Source organism: Amycolatopsis sp. NPDC004169 (assembly GCF_040610315.1).
In the GTDB taxonomy this organism is placed as follows: Bacteria; Actinomycetota; Actinomycetes; order Mycobacteriales; family Pseudonocardiaceae; genus Amycolatopsis.
This window is the reverse complement of record NZ_JBEXMD010000001.1, coordinates 344050-358203: the sequence shown is the minus strand read 5'-3', so window position 1 is coordinate 358203 and position 14154 is coordinate 344050. Positions and strand designations below refer to the sequence as shown.

At 71.5% G+C, this 14154-nt stretch carries 15 protein-coding genes; 13 read left to right on the top strand and 2 right to left on the bottom strand.

Features of this window, described 5'->3' with window-relative positions; translation table 11 throughout:
- Positions 1-77: 77 nt before the first annotated feature.
- Positions 78-2399, top strand: coding sequence for a transglycosylase domain-containing protein (locus ABZX11_RS01710; RefSeq protein ID WP_354908902.1), 2322 nt, complete (start codon positions 78-80; stop codon positions 2397-2399).
- Positions 2400-2474: 75 nt separating this feature from the next.
- Here ABZX11_RS01710 and ABZX11_RS01705 read toward each other — a convergent pair whose 3' ends face one another.
- The gene (locus tag ABZX11_RS01705; protein ID WP_176173905.1) at positions 2475-3521 is read right to left on the bottom strand and encodes a Gfo/Idh/MocA family oxidoreductase; all 1047 of its coding nucleotides are present in this window, start codon (positions 3519-3521) and stop codon (positions 2475-2477) included.
- 75 nt (positions 3522-3596) lie between these two features.
- Between ABZX11_RS01705 and ABZX11_RS01700 the strand changes: the two genes are divergently transcribed.
- Positions 3597-4655: an ROK family transcriptional regulator gene (locus tag ABZX11_RS01700; RefSeq protein WP_354908900.1), complete on the top strand. Its 1059-nt coding sequence runs from the start codon at positions 3597-3599 to the stop codon at positions 4653-4655.
- Positions 4656-4703: 48 nt separating this feature from the next.
- Positions 4704-6254, top strand: coding sequence for a glycosyltransferase 87 family protein (locus tag ABZX11_RS01695; protein WP_354908898.1), 1551 nt, complete (start codon positions 4704-4706; stop codon positions 6252-6254).
- A gap of 10 nt (positions 6255-6264) precedes the next feature.
- On the opposite strand, the gene ABZX11_RS01690 is transcribed toward ABZX11_RS01695, so the two are convergent.
- The gene (locus ABZX11_RS01690) at positions 6265-7038 is read right to left on the bottom strand and encodes a deoxyribonuclease IV (RefSeq protein WP_176173902.1); all 774 of its coding nucleotides are present in this window, start codon (positions 7036-7038) and stop codon (positions 6265-6267) included.
- 114 nt (positions 7039-7152) lie between these two features.
- On the opposite strand from ABZX11_RS01690, the gene ABZX11_RS01685 reads away from it, so the two are divergent.
- The 10 genes from ABZX11_RS01685 to ABZX11_RS01640 all read left to right on the top strand — a co-directional run bounded on the left by ABZX11_RS01685 (position 7153) and on the right by ABZX11_RS01640 (position 14090).
- The gene (locus tag ABZX11_RS01685; protein WP_354908895.1) at positions 7153-7944 is read left to right on the top strand and encodes a hypothetical protein; all 792 of its coding nucleotides are present in this window, start codon (positions 7153-7155) and stop codon (positions 7942-7944) included.
- Positions 7945-8061: 117 nt separating this feature from the next.
- Positions 8062-8970: a hypothetical protein gene (locus ABZX11_RS01680; RefSeq protein ID WP_354908894.1), complete on the top strand. Its 909-nt coding sequence runs from the start codon at positions 8062-8064 to the stop codon at positions 8968-8970.
- A gap of 84 nt (positions 8971-9054) precedes the next feature.
- Positions 9055-9927: a hypothetical protein gene (locus ABZX11_RS01675; protein ID WP_354908891.1), complete on the top strand. Its 873-nt coding sequence runs from the start codon at positions 9055-9057 to the stop codon at positions 9925-9927.
- A gap of 103 nt (positions 9928-10030) precedes the next feature.
- On the top strand, positions 10031-10357 hold the full coding sequence (gene rpsF, locus ABZX11_RS01670; protein ID WP_176173898.1) for a 30S ribosomal protein S6: 327 nt from the start codon (positions 10031-10033) through the stop codon (positions 10355-10357).
- 17 nt (positions 10358-10374) lie between these two features.
- Positions 10375-10881 carry a single-stranded DNA-binding protein gene (locus tag ABZX11_RS01665; RefSeq protein WP_354908888.1) on the top strand — a complete coding sequence of 169 codons (507 nt, stop codon included), beginning with the start codon at positions 10375-10377 and terminating at the stop codon, positions 10879-10881.
- Positions 10882-10926: 45 nt separating this feature from the next.
- Positions 10927-11175: a 30S ribosomal protein S18 gene (rpsR, locus tag ABZX11_RS01660; protein ID WP_003098744.1), complete on the top strand. Its 249-nt coding sequence runs from the start codon at positions 10927-10929 to the stop codon at positions 11173-11175.
- A gap of 14 nt (positions 11176-11189) precedes the next feature.
- On the top strand, positions 11190-11651 hold the full coding sequence (gene rplI / locus ABZX11_RS01655; RefSeq protein WP_176173896.1) for a 50S ribosomal protein L9: 462 nt from the start codon (positions 11190-11192) through the stop codon (positions 11649-11651).
- A 126-nt stretch (positions 11652-11777) separates the two neighbouring features.
- Positions 11778-12134, top strand: coding sequence for a hypothetical protein (locus tag ABZX11_RS01650; RefSeq protein WP_176173895.1), 357 nt, complete (start codon positions 11778-11780; stop codon positions 12132-12134).
- The gene (locus ABZX11_RS01645; protein ID WP_354908884.1) at positions 12131-12730 is read left to right on the top strand and encodes a DUF3558 domain-containing protein; all 600 of its coding nucleotides are present in this window, start codon (positions 12131-12133) and stop codon (positions 12728-12730) included. Before ABZX11_RS01650 ends, ABZX11_RS01645 begins: the two co-directional genes overlap by 4 nt.
- A 1-nt stretch (position 12731) precedes the next feature.
- On the top strand, positions 12732-14090 hold the full coding sequence (locus ABZX11_RS01640; protein ID WP_354908881.1) for a hypothetical protein: 1359 nt from the start codon (positions 12732-12734) through the stop codon (positions 14088-14090).
- Positions 14091-14154: the final 64 nt, after the last annotated feature.

The following is a 14154-nucleotide window of genomic DNA, read 5'->3' as shown; positions in this document are numbered from 1 at the left end:
ACCACCGCCGCCCGTGGTCCGTGTGGAGTGTCGAGGGGCCTGCGCCCGCAGCCCACCGGCGTACCGGAGGACGGCCCGTGTACACCGACCGAAATCGCTCGAGGTCCGGCCGGAGGCCGGTGCCGCGTGGTCGTTACCAGCCACGACGGCCCCTCCCGCCCGCGGCCGGACCGGACGAACCCGCCGACGGCGTCGCCGTGCCCCCGGCGGCGGATCCGCGCCGCCGCCGCTGGCGGACCGTCCGCCGGGTGCTGTACGTGCTGTCCGGCCTGTTCTTCGTGGTGCCCGCGGTCGCCTTCGTGATCACCTACTTCTCCGTCGACGTGCCGTCGCCGGCCACGGTCGCGCAGTCGCAGGGCCAGGCGGTCACCTACCTCTACGCCGACGGCACCGAGATGGGCAAGGACGTGCCCACCGGCGGGAACCGGCAGATCCTGACCCCCGGCCAGATCCCGGACGTGGTCAAGAAGGCCGTGATCGCCACCGAAGACGCGTCCTTCGAGACCAACTCCGGCTTCGACGTCTCCGGCATCGCGCGGGCCGCCTACAACCAGGTCACCGGCGGCTCGGGTGGCGGGTCGACGATCTCGCAGCAGTACGTCAAGGTTTCCTCCGGCGACGACGCGCCGACGCTGACGCGCAAGTGGGTCGAGCTCGCGAAGTCGTTCAAGATGAACCAGACCTACGACAAGGCGGACATCATCACCGCCTACCTCAACATCATCTACTTCGGCCGCGGCGCGTACGGCATCCAGGCGGCGGCGCAGGCGTACTTCGGCAAGGACGCGGCCCAGCTGAACTACTCCGAAGCCGCGCTGCTCGCCGGGCTGATCCAGCAACCGGGCCGGTCGGAGAACGCGACGGTCGCCCGCGACCGGTGGGGCACCGCGCTGGACCGCATGCAGCGCAACGGGTACCTCACCGCCGCCGACCGGAAGGCGGCGAAGTTCCCGGCGCCGGTCCCGCTCGTGGAGTCGCGGCAGGCCACCAAGATCAACCCGTTCGTCAGGAAGCAGGTGAAGGCCGAGCTGGCCGCGGCGGGGATCCCCGAGGAGAAGTACTACTCGGGTGGGTTCCAGGTGTTCACCACGATCGACTCGCGGGCGCAGGAAGCCGCCGAGAAGGCCGTGGCCGACGGGATGGCCGGGCAGACCGACGACCGGATCCTCGACGCGCTGGTCGCCGTCGACCCGAAGTCCGGCGGCGTGCTCGCCTACTACGGCGGCGCGCCGATCGTGAAGGGCCCCAACGGCGAGGACCTGGCCGGGCGCGACTGGGCGGACGAAGCCCACAACCCCGGGTCGTCGATGAAACCGTTCGACCTCACGGCGTTCCTCAAGGGCGGCCGCGGGCTCAACGCGGTCTTCGACGGCCGCTCGCCGCGGACGTTCCCCGACGTGCCGCTGCCGGTGCGCAACGCCGGCGCCAGCAGCAGCTGCTCGGAGACGTGCACGGTGGCCGAGGCGATGCAGCGGTCCACCAACACCGTCTTCTACGACATGGTGCTCAACGTGACCAAGCCCGGCGGGGTGGCCGAAGCCGCGCAGGAGGCGGGCATCCGCACGAAGGAAACCGGCGGCCGCAGCGAGCTGTTCACCGGGGACAACAACATCTCCATCGGCGGCGGCCAGACCGCGGTCACCCCGGCCGACATGGCCGCGGCGTACGCGACCTTCGCCGCCGGCGGCGTCCAGCACAGCCGCCACTTCGTGCAAAAGGTGACGAACTCCGCGGGCGAAACCGCCTACGAGGCCGACACGCGCGCGACGGACGCCTTCGCGGACAACGACCGGGGCAAGAGCAGGCAGATCGCCGGGAACGTGACCGCCGCGCTGGCGCCGGTGATCCCGTTCTCGCGGCTGACCTGCCCGGCCGGCCACGAGTGCGCCGGCAAGACCGGCACCCAGCAGCACACACCCGGCGCGGACGAACCGGCGTCCGCGGCGAACACGAACTCGCAGACGTGGATGGTGGGCTACACGCCATCGGTGTCCGCCGCGGTCTGGGTGGGCGGCGACGGCGACAAGGACCTGCGCGGCCCGACCGGCCAGCCGCTGACGCCGTCGGTGGTGGCCGGCCCGGTGTGGCAGCGGTTCATGCAGCTCTACCTGGCCGGGAAGCCGGCCGAGCGGTTCGACCGCGTCCAGGCGATCACCTCGCCGCAGGACGACCAGCTGCAGCAGCAGCTCCAGTTCCAGCAGCAACAGCAGCAGTTCCAGCAGCAGCAACAGCAGAACCGGGACCAGCAGGAGCAGCGCTTCACCATCGGCCGCGGCGGCAACCCGGACCAGCAGCAACAGCAGCAGAACCGGGTGCGGCGCGACGGCCGGGGTCCCGGCCGTGGCAACGGGAACGACACCGGCCAGTCGAACACCGGGCCGCCGAACAACGGCCCGTGAGGGCGGCGGGCCGTCCGGGGGAGGAGGCCGTGACCTCGGAGCTGGGGGTCACCGAGGTCACGGCCGGTCAGGGGGTCAGAGGTCGACCACGGTGCCTTCGACGCCGGAGCGGTGGGCCGCCTCGATGACGCGCAGGGCCGCGACCGATGACGCCGGGTCGACCGGGAACTCGCCTTCGCCGCGCAGGGCGTCGCGCACCTCGGCGTAGAACTGCTCGTAGCGGCCGACCTCGGTGGGCACGGTCTCGATCTCCGGGCCGACGCCGAGCTTCCCGGCGTCTCCCGCGGGCTCGGCGCCCCAGCCGGCGTCGCCGGGGCGCAGGCCCGCCTTGATCTGCGGTTCCTGCACGTCCAGGCCGTACTTGGTGAACGTCGCCCGGTCGCCGAGGACGCGGAACCGCGGGTTCAGGGTGGCCGCGAGCGCGGTCGCCCACAGGTGCGAGCGGACGCCGTTCGCGTGGTGCAGCGCGACGAAGACGTCGTCGTCGACCTGGACGCCTGCCCGGCGGCGGTCGACCTCCGCGTAGACGCGGGTGACCGGGCCGAACAGCTGCAGCGCCTGGTCGACGATGTGCGCGCCGAGGTCGTAGAGCAGGCCGCCTGCCTCGGCCGGGTCGCCGAACTCGCGCCAGTTGTCCTTGGGCTTCGGCACCCAGCGGTCGTAGCGGGACTCGAAGCGGAACACCTCGCCGAGCCGTCCCGAGTCGAGGACTTTCCGCACGGTGAGGAAGTCGGAGTCGAGCCGCCGGTTCTGGAAGACCGTCAGGCCGACGCCCGCCGCCTTCGCCGCGTCGACGACCTGCTGCGCCTCGGCGGCGGTCGGCGCGAACGGCTTGTCGACGACCACCGGCAGGCCGGCTTCGATCGCCCGCAGCGCGAGCGGCACGTGCGTGCGGTTGGGCGTGCTGACCACGACGAGGTCGAGGTCGCCCGCGCGCTCGAACAACGCGTCCGCGTTCGGCACCACCTCGGCGCCCGGGTGGTCGGCGCGGGCCTGCGCGGCGTTGCTCGACGTCGTGATCACCGCCGGGGTGAGCCCGGGCGTCGCCGCCACCAGCGGCGCGTGGAAGACGCGTCCCCCGATGCCGTACCCGAGGATGCCCACGCGCAAGTCGTCCGCCATGCCGTTATTAAACCGCGTCGGCCGCCAATAAAACAACAGCGTTGCCTAACTGACCGGACGTGCGAAGATCCTGGCATGGCGGAGACCGGCGTGAACCTGCGCGACGTGCGCGCGCACAACCGCGCCCTGCTGCTCTCCCACATCCTGCGGGCCGGCGGCCTCAGCCGCGTCGAGCTCGCCGAACGCACCGGCCTCACCCAGCAGGCCGTCTCCAAAATCGTCCCCGAGCTGCTGGACACCGGCCTGCTGGACGAGGAACGCCAGCCCTCCACCGGTGTCGGCAAGCCCCGCACGGCCCTGCGCATCCGCGCGGGCGCCAAGCACGCGCTCGGCGCGCGCCTGGACCGCGACGAGTACCACGTGCTGCGCGTCAACCTCGTCGGCGAGGTCGAGGAGACAGCGGGTGGCCCGTTGCCGCCCGGCTTCACGCCCGAGCAGGCCGTCGACGCCATCGGGGCCACCGCGCACGAACTCGCCGACGGCTTCGACGTGCTGGGCCTCGGCCTCGGCGCGGTCGGCCCGCTGGACCACCGCGCCGGCCTGGTCCGCGACGCGACGAACATGCCCGGCTGGCACGACGTGCCCCTGCGCGACCTGCTGGAACAGCGCACCGGGCTACCGGTGACGCTCGACAAGAACACCAACGCCGCCGCGTTCGCCCGGCTCTGGCCGCACGGCGAGCCGACGGCCACCGCGGTGGTGCTCGTCGGCACCGGCATCGGCGTCGGCCTGCTGATCGACGGCCGGCTCTACCGCGGCCCGCGGACCAACGCGGGTGAGTTCGGGCACACCACGATCGCCTTCGACGGGCCGCAGTGCGCCTGCGGGCGGCGCGGCTGCGTCGAGATCATGGCCAAGCGCGCGCCGGACACCCGGGCGGCCGCGGGCTTCCTCGGCATCGGGCTGGCCGACCTGGTGCAGGTGCTCGACCTGGAGCGAATCGTGCTGGCCGGGCGGGCGGTCCGGGACGAGCCGGACGTCCACCGCGAAGCCGTCTCGGCCCGGCTCGAGGAGCTGCTGCCGCTGCCGCACTGGCAGCGGATCGAGGTCGTCGAAGACGGCTCCGGCGAGGAGATCGTCACCCGCGGCGCGGCCGCGGAGGTGCTGGCCTCGTACTACGCGAATCCGGCATGATCACCGGCTTCACCGCCGCGCACCCCGATCACCGATACCATCCGCCTCGTGCCAGAGGAGACCACGCGGGAGGCGGACCCCGCTCCCGTGACGCTGACCCGGGCGGACCGGGTCGTCCCAAGCTGGAACGAGCCACTCGCCGCGGCCGTCACCAGACCGCTGGGCGGCCCACTCGGTGAGCACGCGGCGGTCGGCAGGCACTGGTTCTGGTCGCCACAGCGCGTCGGGCTGCTGCTGGCCACGCTGGCGCTGATGCTCTGCTGGTTCGGCAAGGGCTCCTGCATCCAGCAGTACCAGGACTCCAGCGGCGCGACCCAGCTCGACTGGCGCGCGGGCCGCCCGTTCGTCGCGATGTGCTACTCCGACATCGTGCCGCTGTACGGCTCCGAGCGGCTCGACCGGCCGGGCACCTTCCCGTACTACACGTCGTGGAAGGAGAGCTCGCAGACCGCCGAGAACAACACCCGGTACATGGAGTACCCGGTGCTCACCGGCCTCTTCCAGTGGGTGAACGCGAAGCTCGCGGCCGGTTGGTACGACATCGCCCAGTCCGGCTGGCTGCCGGGCGGGCTGCCGGTGGCGATCTACTTCGACATCACGGCGTTCTTCCTGGCGATCGCGTGGCTGGTCACCGTGTGGGCGACCGGGCGGACCGTGAAACGCCGGCCGTGGGACATGGTCCTGGTGGCGATCTCGCCGCTGGTGCTGGTGCACGCCTTCACCAACTTCGACGCGCTCGCGACCGCGTTCACCGCCACCGGCCTGCTCGCCTGGGCCCGCAAGCGGCCGCTGCTCGCCGGGCTGCTGCTCGGGCTGGGCGCGACGGCGAAGCTCTACCCGCTCTTCCTGGTCGGCGTGCTGTTCTTCCTGTGCCTGCGCGCGGGCAAGCTGACGCCGTTCTGGAAGACCGCGGGCGCCACCGTCGTGACGTGGCTGGCGGTGAACGTGCCGTTCATCCTCACCGCGACCCGCGGCTGGTGGGAGTTCTTCCGGATGAGCACCCTGCGGCCGATGGACCCGGACTCGCTGTACAACGTCTTCTCGTACACCACCGGCTGGCCCGGGTTCGACGGCGTGCTGCAGAAGAACCAGACGCCGACCTACCTGAACATCACCGTCGCCGTGCTGTTCCTGACCTGCTGCGCCGGGATCGCCTACCTCGCGCTCGCCGCGCCGCGCCGGCCGCGGGTCGGCCAGCTCGCGTTCCTCGTGGTGGCCGCGTTCCTGCTGACGAACAAGGTGTGGAGCCCGCAATACTCGCTGTGGCTCGTCCCGCTGGCCGTGCTGGCCATCCCGCGCTGGCGGCTGCTGCTCGGCTGGATGCTGATCGACGCCGTCGTCTGGGTGCCGCGGATGTTCTACTACCTCGGCGTCGACCACAAGGGCCTGCCCGAGGGCTGGTTCCTGGGCACGGTGGTGGTCCGCGACCTCGCCGTCGCCGGGCTGTGCGTGCTGGTGGTCCGCGAGATCTACCGCCCGGCCACCGACCTGGTGCGGGCCGACGGCGACGACGACCCGGCCGGCGGCTTCCTCGACGGCGCCCGGGACGTGATCATCCCGAACGCCACCCGGCGCCGCCGGCGGGCCGTGAGCGTTTGAACCCTGCCGTTCAGCCCAGCTGTTCGCGCAGGTAGGCGATGTCGGCGGCCTGGCCGTCGGGCGGCGTCTCGACGACGACCGGGGCACCGGCCGCGCGGGCGACGGCGACCAGCACCTCGGGGTCGATCGTGCCCTCGCCCTTGACGACGTTCGCGTGCCGGTCCCGGGTCGAGCCGAACTCGTCGCGGGAGTTGTTGAGGTGCACCAGGTCGATCCGGCCGGTGATGGCCATGACCTTCTCGACGGCGGTGGCCAGGTCCCAGCCCGCGGCGAAGGCGTGGCAGGTGTCCAGGCAGAACCCGGCGCCGAACTCGCCGACCTTGTCCCACAGCCGGGCGATGACGTCGAGGTCGCGGGTGATCGCGTTTTCGCCGCCCGCGGTGTTCTCGATCAGGATCGGGACCTTGAAGCCGCCCTTCTCCTGCTCGCGCTCGAACAGCTTGCGCCAGTTGTCCAGGCCCGCTTCGACGTCGTCGTTCGCGCCGACATGCCCGCCGTGCACGATCAGGCCCTTCGCGCCGATCGCCGCGGCGCCGTCCGCGTGCTGCGTGACGTTCTTGCGGGACGGGATCCGGATCTTGTTGTTCAGCGAAGCCACGTTGATCAGGTACGGCGAGTGGATGAACACCTCGACCGGGTCGGCCGCGATGGCCTCGCCGTGCGGGTGCGGCTTCGGGGCTTTCCAGCCCTGGGGGTCGGAGAGGAAGAACTGGACGACGTCGGCTTTGCGGTCGGCGACCGCGGTCAACGGGTCGTCGTCACGGACATGGGCGCCAATCAGCATGGCGAGAACGGTACTCCGGATCCCATTTCCGGCCGGTGAGCCCGGTTGGTGACGCTCGTGGAGTACCGTGAGCGCGTTCCGTGATCCAGATCGGTCCGACTGCCGGAGGGCAAGATGGGGAAGCACGTCACCCGGATCACCGCACTGGGGTTCACGATCGCCGCCTCGGCGGTGCTCGCGGTGCCGGGCCTGGCGAACGCCGACACCAGCCCGACGCTCGGCGGCAGCTGCGAGGCCACCCTGCAGCAGGGGAGCTCGTCCGGGCTGACGCTCGACGCGGGTGCTCCGCTGAACGCCCCGAACCGGCTCACCGTCGGCCTCGACTCGAGCTCGCGGAACACGAACGGCACGGCACCCCTGCTCACGCTGCCGCTCGGCGACACGGTGAAGGCGCTCGGCATCGGCCAGGTGCCGCTGGTCGGCGACGCGGCGGCGAAGGGCGTCTGCCCGGCCGCGCAGGGCACGGTCAACGCCGTCGGCAACCTGACCCAGGGCGTGGCAGGCGACCTGCCGCCGCTGCCCCTGCCGCCGTCGCCGGGCCCGAACCCGCCGCAGCCCGCCCCGCCCGGCCCGACACCGCCGAACCCGGGGCCGAACCCGCCGGGCAGCAGCACCGGCCCGATCGTCACCGGTCCGGGGAACGCGGGCCTGCCTGGCGACGCGATTTCGGGCATCTTCACCAACGCCGCGCTGCTCCCGGGCACCCTGGTGCAGGCGCCGGTGATCGCGCAGATCATCCCGGGTCAGCAGGTCCCGCCGACCGTCGACGCCGAGAGGTCCGGCACCGCCGAGGCCCTGCCCGCCGTGACCCCGCCGGCCAAGCTGCCGGTGCTGCTCGCGGTGCTGGCGCTGGCGATCGTCGCGGCCGCGCTCGTCCGGGCCTGGATCCGCCGCAGCCCCGCCTGACGCACGGTGACGTGCCCTTCCACCCGAATGCCGGACATTTCTGAGCGAGCGGGCGTCACCGGGCTGCCTTAGCGTCGTTGTACTGGGAAGTAGGCGACGACACCAGGGGCGGCGAGCATGCAGGATCGGACACGGAGGGCAACGGCGGTCGGTGCGGCGGCATTCGTCCTCGCGGGTTCCGCCGTGCTCGGCCTGCCCGGCACCGCCTCGGCGGACACGATCACGGCCAAGTGCGGCGACACGGTGACCGCGAAGCCCGGCGACACGGTCAAGGCCACCACGCCCCTGCTCGGCCTCCCGCTGAACCTCGGCGTCGTCACCGAAACCACGAAGGTGCTGACCGGGACGATCAACGCGGTCCTCGGCACGCTCTGCAACGTCACCGTGAACGTGGTGAACACCGTCGTCTCGCCGGTGCCGGTGATCGGGGCGCCCGCGGCGAGCGCGATCAACCAGGGCGTGCAGGGCGTGACCGGCGGCACCCAGCAGGGTCTCCGCTCCCTCACCGGCGGCGGCCAGCCCGCCCCGCAGCAGCCCGGCGGCACGGGCGGCAACCCGCAGCAGCCGCCGGCACCGGGCGGGACCGGTGGCGCGCCGCAGCAGGGCGGCACCCCGCAGGGCAGCACGCCGATCCCGGACGCCAACAGCCCCCTTCTGCCCGGCTTCGCGAGCACCCCGGTGTTCGGCGGCTTCCCGTTCACCCTCGGCACGGGCTACGCCCCGATGCGCGACTACAGCGGCATCCCGTTCGCGACGGCCGGGCTGTTCACGCCGTCCCCGGCGATCCGGTACGGCAGCCAGATCCCGGGTTACGCCCCGCAGTACGGCCTCACCGGTCCGGATGGCGCGGCGGAGGGCAACTCCGGCGTCCAGACCGCGGGACAGGCGGAAGCGCTACCCTCGGCATCGGACGGCTTCACGAACGGGTCGAATCTGCCGCTGCTGATTGCGGTTCTGGCACTCTCCGGAGTCAGCGCGGGTCTGGTCCGGACCTGGGTACTCCGCCGAATGGCCGCTGCCAATTGACCCGACTGCCGAGTATCTTTCGCGTATCCCGGTCGTTCATCCTGATGTCGAGTGGAACGACGCCCCCGTGATTTCCCTGGAGGATTGCTCGTGCGGAAGACCCTGACCGTCACCGCCATCGCCGCGTTCATCGCCGGCGGCGCATTCCTTTCCACGGGCACGGCCTCCGCGGCGACAACCATCGTCAGCAGCAGTTGCACCGGCTCGGTCACCGGGCAGATGGGCGACCAGGTCGCGATCGACGGAACCTCGGTCAAGACGCTGGTCACCAACGGGGCAAACAACGCCGGCACCCTCGCGGTCGGCAGCTGGGCAGGCGATTCCATCGCCAAGATCCACTCGATCCCGGTGGGCCAGGTGCCGAATTCCGCAGGTGGCGAGGCGACCGGCGCCGCGATCGGCAAGGCGGTGCGCACCGCCCTGTCCAACTCCGGCACGTGGGGCCTCGGCCTCGACTGGAAGAAGACGCTGGACAGCGTGGAAACCACGGTCGCCAAGGGCTGCGGCCTCACACTGCTCGCCGGCAACTACGTGGCGCCGAGCACGCCGAACGCCGGCACCCCGCAAGGCGGCACCGGCACCGCGCCCGGCACCAGCCCCGGCGGCGCGTCCGGCAACCTCTCGAACCTGAACCCGGGCACCGCGGGCGGCACGGGCGGCAGCGCGCCGATGCGCGACTACAGCGGCATCCCGACGGCGACCGCCGGCACGGCCGTCGCCCCCGGCGTGCGGTACCCGGCGAACGGCACCCTGCCCGGTGACGCGTCGGCCCCGCAGGCGGGCGCGGGCGACCAGAGCGGCCAGGGCGCGGACATCCGCGACGCGGGCAACGCGCAGTCGCTGGCCTCGAACGGCGCGTCGAACGACGTGCAGCTGCCCATGCTGATCGCGGTGATCGTGCTCGCCGGCGTCACCGCCGGGCTCGTGCGCACCTGGGTGCTCCGCCGGGCCGCCTGACCCCCGGCGTCCGGCCCTGTCGGTACCCCCAGGTAGCCTTACCTGGACAAACCCTCCTGCCACGGACAGTCCGTGGCCGCGAGCCCATAGGAGGTGAGTGGTTGTGTCACGCCATTACGAGGTAATGGTCATCCTGGACCCCACGCTCGACGAGCGCACGGTCGCCCCCACGCTGGACAACTTCCTCAACGTGATCCGCACTTCGGGCGGTTCCGTGGAGAAGGTCGACGTCTGGGGCCGCCGCCGCCTTTCGTACGAGATCAAGAAGCACGCCGAGGGCATCTACGCCCTGCTCGACCTGAACTCGTCCTCGGACGCGGTGAAGGAGCTGGACCGCCAGCTGTCGCTGCAGGAGACCGTGCTCCGCACCAAGGTCATGCGTCGCGAGGTCAAGCGCGCCGCGGCCAAGCCCGCAGCCGCCAAGGCCTGAGCCCGAGGGGAACCCCGATGGCTGGAGACACCGTCATCACGGTGGTCGGCAACCTGACGTCCGACCCGGAACTGCGCTTCACCCCGTCCGGTGCGGCGGTCGCGAACTTCACCGTCGCGTCCACCCCGCGCACCCTCGACCGGCAGTCCGGCGAGTGGAAGGACGGCGAGGCGCTGTTCCTGCGCTGCAACATCTGGCGGCAGGCGGCGGAGAACGTCGCCGAGTCCCTGACCCGCGGCGCCCGCGTCGTCGTGCAGGGCCGCCTGAAGCAGCGGTCGTTCGAGACCAAGGAAGGCGAGAAGCGGACCGTCGTCGAGCTCGAGGTCGACGAGATCGGTCCCTCGCTGCGCTACGCCACGGCCAAGGTCAACAAGGTCAGCCGCGGTGGCGGCGGTGACTTCGGCGGCGGCGGCGGTGGCGGTGGGAACCGCGGTGGCGGCGGCATGCCTGCCGACGACCCGTGGGGCTCCGCGCCCGCCGCGAGCAGCGGTGGCGGCGGCTTCTCGGACGAGCCCCCCTTCTGATCTCGTACACATCCACACAAAGATTTGAATTACCAGGAGTAGACAGTGGCCAAGCCACCCATCCGCAAGCCCAAGAAGAAGGTCTGCGTGTTCTGCAAGGCCGAGAAGAAGGGCCGCCCGGAACTGATCGACTACAAGGACACCAACCTGCTGCGGAAGTACATCTCCGACCGCGGCAAGATCCGTGCCCGTCGCGTCACCGGCAACTGCAGCCAGCACCAGCGTGACATCGCCATCGCGGTCAAGAACTCCCGCGAGATGGCGCTGCTGCCCTACACCTCGACCGCGCGCTAAGGGAGGGCACTGAAATGGCGAAGATCATCCTCACCACGGACGTGGCCAACCTGGGCGGCCCCGGCGACATCGTCGAGGTCAAGGACGGCTACGCGCGCAACTACCTGCTCCCGCGGGGCTACGCGATCGTGGCCTCCAAGGGCGCGGAGAAGAACGTGCGCACCATCCAGCGCGCGCAGGAGAGCCGTCGCATCCGCGACCTCGACCACGCCAAGGAGATCAAGGCGACGCTGGAGGGCCTCGGCGCCATCCAGCTGACCGGCAAGGCGGCCGAGGGCTCGAAGAAGCTCTTCGGCTCGATCACCGCCGGCGAGATCGTCGAGGCGATCAAGGCGGCCGGTGGCCCGCTGCTCGACAAGCGCGTCATCGAGCTCCGCGACCACATCAAGACCGTGGGCAAGCACTCGGTCGGCGCCCGGCTGCACCCGGACGTCAAGGTCGACGTGCGGCTCGAGGTCAAGGCCGTCGCGCAGTAAGGCAGTACGTCTTGGGAAGGCGGGTCACCCCTGGTGGGTGGCCCGCCTTCACGCTTTCCGGGGAACCTCGGACACCGTGGCGGCGTCGGAGGAGAATGGGCGAGGACGCGAAGGGGATGGGATCGCATGGCTAACGAGGTCAACATGTCCGCGCCGGCCGGCGGTGGCGGCGGCTTCACCTTCGACGCCGACAAGATCGACGGCGTCATCAAGAAGTGGCAGGACCTGCAGGCCGACCTGAAGCGCGACTACGCCGACGCCAACCTGATGGCGAACGTGAAGGCGCCCGGCAAGGAGTTCGCCAGCGGCGACTGGGAGAAGCTCGCGAACCCGTCCGGCAAGGCGTTCCTCGAGCAGAACCGGAAGATGCAGGAATACGTCAAGAACTACATCGAGGCGCTGACCGCCGCGAAGCAGCGGATCACCACCAAGGAGTCGGACGTCTACACCGACCTTTCGAAGCGGGGGAACCAGGCCACGTGAACCGACGACTCCTCGCCGTCCCGGCGCTGGCCTGTGCCGTGCTCGCCATGGCCGGCTGCGGCGGCAAGACCCGCGGCACCGCCAACCCGGCGCCGTCCACGGCCGAATCGGCCGGCGAGACCAGCCGGTCCACCGCCGACACCGCGCCGAAGGTGCCCAGCCCGCTGAACACCGCGTCGATCACCTCGGACGCCTGCGCGACGCTGAACGCGTCCGGGCGTTCCTCGCTGGGCCTCGGCGAGGGCTCGCCCCGCAGCACCGGCAACGGTCCGAGCTGCACGTTCCAGGAGTCCGCCGACCCGGGCAACCAGATCGACGTGACCACGGTGACGGCGAACAAGAACGGCCTCCAGGACGTCTACGACACCAAGGCCAACGACGCCTACTGGGGTGAGACCCAGGCCTACGGCTACCCGGGCGTCTACGCCGCGGCGGCGGACGACCGCAAGAACGGCAAGTGCGGCCTGTTCGTCGCGGTGACCGACCAGCTGGTGGTCAACATCCTGGTCCAGTACGACAACGGCACCGGGGCGGGGGACCCGTGCTCCGTGGCGATGAAGTTCGGTGAGTCGATGATCCGCACCCTGGGAGGCTGAGATGCTGGAACTGGTGCTCCTGGGCGGCTTCGCCGCCTACAACATGGCGACCACGCATTCGGACGACCACACGTCGGTGCAGGGCGACCGCAAGATCGACTGCTACGACATCTGGGAGAAGATCACCACCGGTCCCGGCGCCGGCTCGATCGAGAACGGGCAGTCCGCGGCGAGCCGGCTGAAGGGCGCTTATCAGGAACGCCTCGGCACCATCGACGCGCTCGCCAAGGAGATGGACGCGGCCTGGACCGGCGGCGGCGCCGAAGCGGCGCAGAAGGCAGGCGCCCACCCGCTGCGGGTGTGGATGGAGGACTCGGGCACCAAGCTGACCGACTCCGACAAGTACCTCGGCGAGCAGCACAACGCCTTCACCACGGTGCACGCGCAGGTCCAGCAGGTGCCGAAGGACCCGCCGAAGAACAACCTGCTCAACGCGGTCACGCCGTGGACGACCGACACCGACCGGGCGATCCGCGACTACAACGCCAAGGGCCAGGCCAACGTCGACGCCTTCAACACCTACTACAAGGCGAGCAACGACAACGGCCAGAAGATGCCGACGTACGCGGCGCTGCAGGGCCAGCCGGAGAACGTCAACGTCGACGGCGGCGAGGACGGCAAGAAGAAGCCGGGCGACGACGGCAGGAACAACGGCAACAACGGCAACGGGAACCCCAACGGCACCGGCTCGGTGCCCGGGGTGAACATGCCGGGACCGGGTGGCGTCCCGTCCTTCCCCGGCCAGCCGAACACCCCCGGCGGCAGCTTCGACCCGGGCAAGGTGCCGGGCTTCGACCCGTCGAGGCCGCCGAACTTCGACCCGTCGAAGGTCCCGGGCGGGAGCTACGACCCGGGCAAGATCCCCGGGGCGGGTAACTACACGCCGCCGAACTTCTCCGACGGCACCCACTCGTCGGGGTTCACCCCGCCGAAGATCCCCGGCGCCGGCGGCTTCGGCCCCAGTGGCGGCGGTGGCGGCGGCGCCGGCGACTTCTCCATCCCGGGCGGCGGCTTCGGGCCGGGCGGCTCGGGCGGGATCGGCGACCCGACGGCGGGCTTCGGGCCGGGCGGCGTCGGCTTCGGGCCCGGCGGCTCGACCGGGGCGGCCATGCCGGGCGCCGGTGACGCGGCGGGCGCCGGCCGCGGCGGCGCGGGTGCCGGCGGCGTCGGTGCCGGCGGCGCGGGGGCGGGCCGCGCCGGTGCCTCCGGGATGGGTGGCATGGGCGGCATGCACCCCGGCGGCGCCAAGGGTCAGGGCGGCGGCGACGAGGAACGCACGTCGAAGTACCTGCTCGGCGACGACCCGAACGACATCTTCGGAACCGACGAGCTGACCGCGCCGCCGGTCATCGGCGAGTAGCGGACGCGGGATCGCCGGGTGCGTGCCAAGATGGGCGCGCCCGGATCCTGCGGGTTCACCAACG

What these genes read in the sequence shown, in the direction of transcription:
- ABZX11_RS01705 (WP_176173905.1), bottom strand. Translation starts at nt 3,521, where the DNA reads ATGGCGGACGACTTGCGCGTGGGCATCCTCGGGTACGGCATCGGGGGA.
- ABZX11_RS01700 (WP_354908900.1), top strand. Translation starts at nt 3,597, where the DNA reads ATGGCGGAGACCGGCGTGAACCTGCGCGACGTGCGCGCGCACAACCGC.
- ABZX11_RS01690 (WP_176173902.1), bottom strand. Translation starts at nt 7,038, where the DNA reads ATGCTGATTGGCGCCCATGTCCGTGACGACGACCCGTTGACCGCGGTC.
- ABZX11_RS01685 (WP_354908895.1), top strand. Translation starts at nt 7,153, where the DNA reads ATGGGGAAGCACGTCACCCGGATCACCGCACTGGGGTTCACGATCGCC.
- ABZX11_RS01680 (WP_354908894.1), top strand. Translation starts at nt 8,062, where the DNA reads ATGCAGGATCGGACACGGAGGGCAACGGCGGTCGGTGCGGCGGCATTC.
- ABZX11_RS01665 (WP_354908888.1), top strand. Translation starts at nt 10,375, where the DNA reads ATGGCTGGAGACACCGTCATCACGGTGGTCGGCAACCTGACGTCCGAC.
- rplI (WP_176173896.1), top strand. Translation starts at nt 11,190, where the DNA reads ATGGCGAAGATCATCCTCACCACGGACGTGGCCAACCTGGGCGGCCCC.
- ABZX11_RS01650 (WP_176173895.1), top strand. Translation starts at nt 11,778, where the DNA reads ATGGCTAACGAGGTCAACATGTCCGCGCCGGCCGGCGGTGGCGGCGGC.
- ABZX11_RS01640 (WP_354908881.1), top strand. Translation starts at nt 12,732, where the DNA reads ATGCTGGAACTGGTGCTCCTGGGCGGCTTCGCCGCCTACAACATGGCG.